This is a genomic window from Arsenophonus sp. ENCA, assembly GCF_002287155.1.
Lineage (GTDB): Bacteria > Pseudomonadota > Gammaproteobacteria > Enterobacterales > Enterobacteriaceae > Arsenophonus > Arsenophonus nilaparvatae.
In genome coordinates, this window is record NZ_NHNG01000111.1 from 1 (window position 1) to 5,102 (window position 5,102).

General features: G+C 35.8%; 8 protein-coding genes. 6 read left to right on the plus strand and 2 right to left on the minus strand.

Translation table 11 applies throughout. From position 1 onward, the window contains the following. The 6 genes from CBG25_RS03205 to CBG25_RS03230 all read left to right on the plus strand — a co-directional run. A partial coding sequence (locus CBG25_RS03205; protein WP_290604297.1) for a transposase occupies positions 1-233 on the plus strand: 233 nt, incomplete at its 5' end. Positions 234-472: 239 nt separating this feature from the next. Continuing rightward, entirely contained in the window at positions 473-1,684 is a 1,212-nt protein-coding gene (locus CBG25_RS03210; RefSeq protein WP_290604469.1) for a valine--pyruvate transaminase, read from the plus strand. A gap of 816 nt (positions 1,685-2,500) precedes the next feature. Then, entirely contained in the window at positions 2,501-2,848 is a 348-nt protein-coding gene (locus CBG25_RS03215) for a YceK/YidQ family lipoprotein (RefSeq protein ID WP_290604472.1), read from the plus strand. A gap of 272 nt (positions 2,849-3,120) precedes the next feature. Continuing rightward, a complete protein-coding gene (locus CBG25_RS03220) occupies positions 3,121-3,324 on the plus strand; it encodes a hypothetical protein (protein WP_290604474.1) in 204 nt (67 codons plus the stop codon). After that, complete coding sequence (locus CBG25_RS03225; RefSeq protein ID WP_290604476.1) at positions 3,284-3,517, plus strand: hypothetical protein; 234 nt, start codon at positions 3,284-3,286, stop codon at positions 3,515-3,517. Before CBG25_RS03220 ends, CBG25_RS03225 begins: the two co-directional genes overlap by 41 nt. Further along, positions 3,517-3,858 (plus strand): outer membrane beta-barrel protein, encoded by a 342-nt coding sequence (locus CBG25_RS03230; RefSeq protein ID WP_290604478.1) that lies wholly within the window; start codon positions 3,517-3,519, stop codon positions 3,856-3,858. Before CBG25_RS03225 ends, CBG25_RS03230 begins: the two co-directional genes overlap by 1 nt. A gap of 244 nt (positions 3,859-4,102) precedes the next feature. Here CBG25_RS03230 and CBG25_RS03235 read toward each other — a convergent pair whose 3' ends face one another. Together CBG25_RS03235 and CBG25_RS03240 are read right to left on the minus strand one after the other, a co-directional pair. Then, entirely contained in the window at positions 4,103-4,297 is a 195-nt protein-coding gene (locus tag CBG25_RS03235) for a hypothetical protein (protein ID WP_290604480.1), read from the minus strand. Positions 4,298-4,423: 126 nt separating this feature from the next. Next, positions 4,424-4,942: a hypothetical protein gene (locus tag CBG25_RS03240; protein ID WP_290604482.1), complete on the minus strand. Its 519-nt coding sequence runs from the start codon at positions 4,940-4,942 to the stop codon at positions 4,424-4,426. Positions 4,943-5,102 lie beyond the last annotated feature (160 nt).

The window sequence follows — 5,102 nt, forward strand, 5'->3', positions numbered from 1 at the left end:
GTAAAGGCCATCGAAACAAACCGTTGTCCAAGACTCAGCAAGGGCGAAACCACAGGATTGCAAAGACTAGGGCACGGGTTGAACATGCATTTGCGGCGATGGAACAAATGGGTAGAAAACTGATCCGCACCATTGGACAGGTGCGCGCTAATTTTGCCATGACGATGATGGCAGCATGTTACAACCTAAAGCGGTTGGCGTACTTCCAGAGCGCGTGCATCGTGGCTTTCTGACGCCCAGAATGGGTCAAATGGCCCTAGCCAGGGCAATGTGCGATAGAATCAGTAACGTGATAATCAAAAAAAATCTAATTATTTAGAATGAAAGCCAAGGGTTAATTGAAAATCTTGAGTTTTTCGAGGTGCCCAATTAGCTAATATCACAAAAACAAGATACAAGGGGGTGTTGCCAAAACTTAAGGCGATCTTTTTCTTGACTTAGCACGGTAGCTGCAAAGCTGATAAAGAAAAATATGATACATTCACAATTTGGTAAAAAATTTTCCAGTTCATCCCGTATCTCTCTGTTAATGAAAGATCTAAATGAAGGTTTACGCAAACCCGACGTTATTATGCTTGGTGGCGGTAATCCAGCACACATTCCTGAAATGGCTAAAAATGGTCAGCTCAATGAAGCATTATGCAACTACGATGGCCCACAAGGAAAAGATGCCTTACTGGAAGCATTAGCAAATACGTTAAATGAGCAAGTAGGCTGGAATATTAGTGCTAAAAATATCGCATTGACTAATGGCAGTCAGAGCGCTTTTTTTTATCTATTTAATATCCTTGCAGGCTGTTGTGAACAAGGAATAAAACGTAAAGTTCTTTTCCCTTTAACACCAGAATATGTTGGTTATGCCGATACTGGACTTGATGATGATATTTTTGTTGCAAATAAACCGCAAATTGACATCCTGTCTAATGGTCAATTTAAATATCGGATTAATTTTGAATCGTTAAAAATAACCGATGATATCGGTGTAATTTGCGTTTCCAGACCCACCAATCCGACTGTAAATGTCATTACCGATGCAGAAATTATGCAGTTAGATGCTTTAGCCAAACAGCATGCTATTCCGCTTTTGATTGACAGTGCTTATGGTATTCCCTTTCCAGGTATTATTTTTAATCAAGCGACACCTATCTGGAATGAAAATATTATTCTATCTATGAGCCTATCCAAATTAGGATTACCTGGCTGTCGCTGCGGTATTATTATTGCCAACGAATCGATTATCAGCGCGATCAGTAACATGAATGGCATCATTAGCTTATCCCCAGGTAGTATAGGCCCAGCATTAATGTTAGCGATCCTTAAACGTAATGATCTATTGAAACTTTCACAAACAGTAATAAAACCTTTTTATCAACAACGCGTTACTGAAACAGTAAAAATTATTCGCCGTTATATACCAGAAAGTCGCTGCCTGATCCATAAACCAGAAGGCGCGATATTTCTATGGCTTTGGTTTAAAGATTTACCAATTGACAGTCAAACACTTTACACACGTCTTAAAAAACGCGGTGTATTAATGGTGCCCGGCGATTATTTTTTCCCGGGGCTTAATGAATACTGGCCTCATTCGCATCAATGTATGAGAATGAACTATATTCTACCACTAGAAAAAATTGAACAAGGGATTGCGATTTTAGCTGATGAAATTGAAATTGCCTATCAATAGCATAAATAATAGCATAAATTCAATAAACTTTATTAAATATATTAAGTAATAAAATTCTATATACATAAAAAAAACCTCTTATCATATACAAGATAAGAGGTGATAAAATAATAACGAGGACTTTGAATTGTAAAGTTAACGGGATCATATTCAAACATATTGCTAATGAAATGATCTACATCCCGAGCTCTTTAACACCGCAATTATTACAACATATTAAGTATTCTTTTAATTAAGCAATAAAGCGATATTTTCACCACTATACCAAACTATTGCTTGTTAATTTAATGAAAACTATAAAACCTAATCACTTTACGAATAATCCAGCTATAACAATTGACAGAATAAAAGATATTAAAGTTGACTATTGACTTAATACGGATGCTATCTCATGTTCAAACTTGGAAAAACGCTTTAAAAAAGAGATAAAAAGACTATTCGCGGAATAATTTATGCAGAAAAACCAAAATGCGCTCAACATTTATTATTACCCACTGCTTTACCCATTAATGAAATTACAACTACCGATGATTATTCTTTGTTGGCCTATTTTATGCTATTTAAAAAAAGAGGCTGAACTAACTCCGCATAAATAAAGAAATCGTTAATCAATAATTCCATTTAAACAAATTGCCCATTCCAACAGTAAATAAGAATTTTATGCGACCAATTTTCCATTAATTGTGCCATATTTAGGACATACGACAGAAAATAATTGTTAAAAAATTTTATTTCTATTAATAGACTGGTATTTTTAACATTAATGTTTATCATTAAAATTCATACTCGCTTGGAGAAGCTAGGCTTATACCCTTAATGAAACAATTAATCCTCGTTATTTGTAGCATTAGTTTAAATATGGTTGGCTGCCTGATATTGTTATGTGGCTGTTCAAGTATTATGACCCATGTCGGCCCCCATCAAGGTTACTATTCAGGCACCAAAGCTGATACCCGAATACTAAAAGATAGCGATACCGGCTGGGTGATAAAACCCCTTGCCATGATTGACTTACCTTTTTCTGCGCTGCTTGACACTGTTTTACTACCCTATGATTATTTCCAGGCAGATAATATTGCATCGCAACCGTCACCAAAAGAACGAGTTCAAGATTGGGAAAACTATCAAGCTACAGATATCACTTATCAAACCACCAGCAAATAAATCACCTGAATAACATTATTTGTCGTCTATTTTTTGATCAGTCCGGTAATTAATTGTGGTAATCCTTTGATATTATTTATAAATACATGTTATCGATTATTATATTTAATAATCATAACTCAAATTTAGTTTATTAAATTAATTATATTAAAAAAATATCATTATATTACTGTCAATTTTTCTGTTTATTTTCATAATTCATCTAATATATAAATTATGCATATCGTATAAATACAATCTTTTTAATTTTATTAAAATTAGAGAAATAAAGTATGAAAAAAACACTATTAGTATTATTAACTACCAGTTTAATCCCTTCAAGGTTGTTAGCAAATGAAAGCAAATCTGGTATGTACGTAACAGGTAAAATGGGGGCATCGATTATGCAAATGTCTGGGCAATATTTCCCAGCTTTTTATTTAGCGGAAGTTGACGATGATCAAGATTTATTTAAAAAAAAAGCTAAAAGGAGATAGCCATAGAACTGCAGTGTTTGGTGCCGGTCTCGGTTTAGGATATGATTTTTATGAAAAATTTGATATTCCAATCAGAACCGAACTGGAATTTATTAGCCGGTCAAACACTAACTATAACTATTCTGGAGATAGTGTAGTTATTATTTTTAATGATACAATCCCAGTTAAAAATCAAATAGCAGTAATACATTAATGTTTAACGCTTATTATGATTTTAAAAATCCATCTGATTTCACCCCTTATCTCTCTGCTGGACTAGGTTATGCTTATATAAGCCAAAAAACATCATCAACTATTAACTCCTTAATAAGAAAAAACTGGACACGCTCCCATGCCACTAACAACTTTGCCTGGAGCGCGGGAGCAGGGATCAAATACACGGTCAATCAAGATTTTTCCTTCGATCTTAGTTACAAATATCTAGATTCAGGCCAAGCTGAAGTATATCATTTCGATTCTACTGGTGAAGAATATAATGTAAAAACCAAGGTCAAAACCCATGATATTATGTTAAGCGCAACTTATCATTTTTGATATTAATAACGTAGGATGGTATTTGGGTATAACATAACACTATAATCTTTATAACAAATAAAGAAATTACCTGCTTTGGTCAGCATGTGTGTTTATTGACATAAACTCTCAGTATATCAGCCAGCAGACTAAAAATTAAGAAAGCGGGATACCCCAATCCAATGCACTATTTTGCTATAAAACGAATCGGTCATTGAACAGTAAAATATTATTCAATTGAAACTTAAAATTGAATCTATATAAATCAAACAATCCCAGTCGCCACAATAAAAATTTGCTGATAGCCAGCAATATTACGCAGATAAGCAACATAGCTGTCATCCGGGGAAATAACCACTGCATCACCTAATGGCGGCAAATCACTGCGATCAGTCAAACGAATCAGTTTGCCGCAAGGAATTTCACATAACATCACGCTATTATCACAAATAAATGCCACATACCGACCTTGGCTATCCCCAGCTAAACGCTGACTGAATATGCCATGCAGACTTGCTAATTTGTTGCATTACCCCACTAACCGGAGAAACTAACCAAAACTGTACAATCCCCTTATCATCTTTCATTAAAAACCAATTTTACTGCCATCAGGCGAAGATCGCAGCCAATGGCGCGGTTGATTAACTATCCCCGGGTATTTGCGTTCATGAGTATAGGTTAAGCGGCGTTGTTTAATCCCTTTTGGTGGTGCAGGCATAGTGGTTTCTGTACCCTGTATTGGATTAATTCCTGCAATGGCATACTTTTCAGCAGCTTCGGGTAAATCGACAATAAAAATTTCGGCCACTATTTTGCCATCTAGGGAACAGGTATCACCTATAAATGCAATCGCCCAACGTTGCTTTTCACCATTCGCTCTCTCATACCCATTTCTACCTATCCAACCCTCTTCGTAAGCACGGCTGATTTCATTACTACCTGGTGTTGGTACAGGCGTTGTTTCACTGATCACACCACAATAATAATGGCCATTATATTCAGGATGATGTTTTTTCTGACCCGCAATGCCTACATCAATAACATGATAAGGAATTGCAATCGTAACATTACGCAAATCAAGCGCCGGATCACACTCATGCATCACGTGATCATTATAGGGGCACCTCGAAAAACCTAAGCCGAGTTTGATTTTGCTGATAAAGTTATCGGAAGCTGGTCTACTGAGCTAACCACCATGAAGAAACGCAGCGCCATTAAGAATGACCTCTTTGCAAACCAGTATCACCAACAGACGATCGACAAGT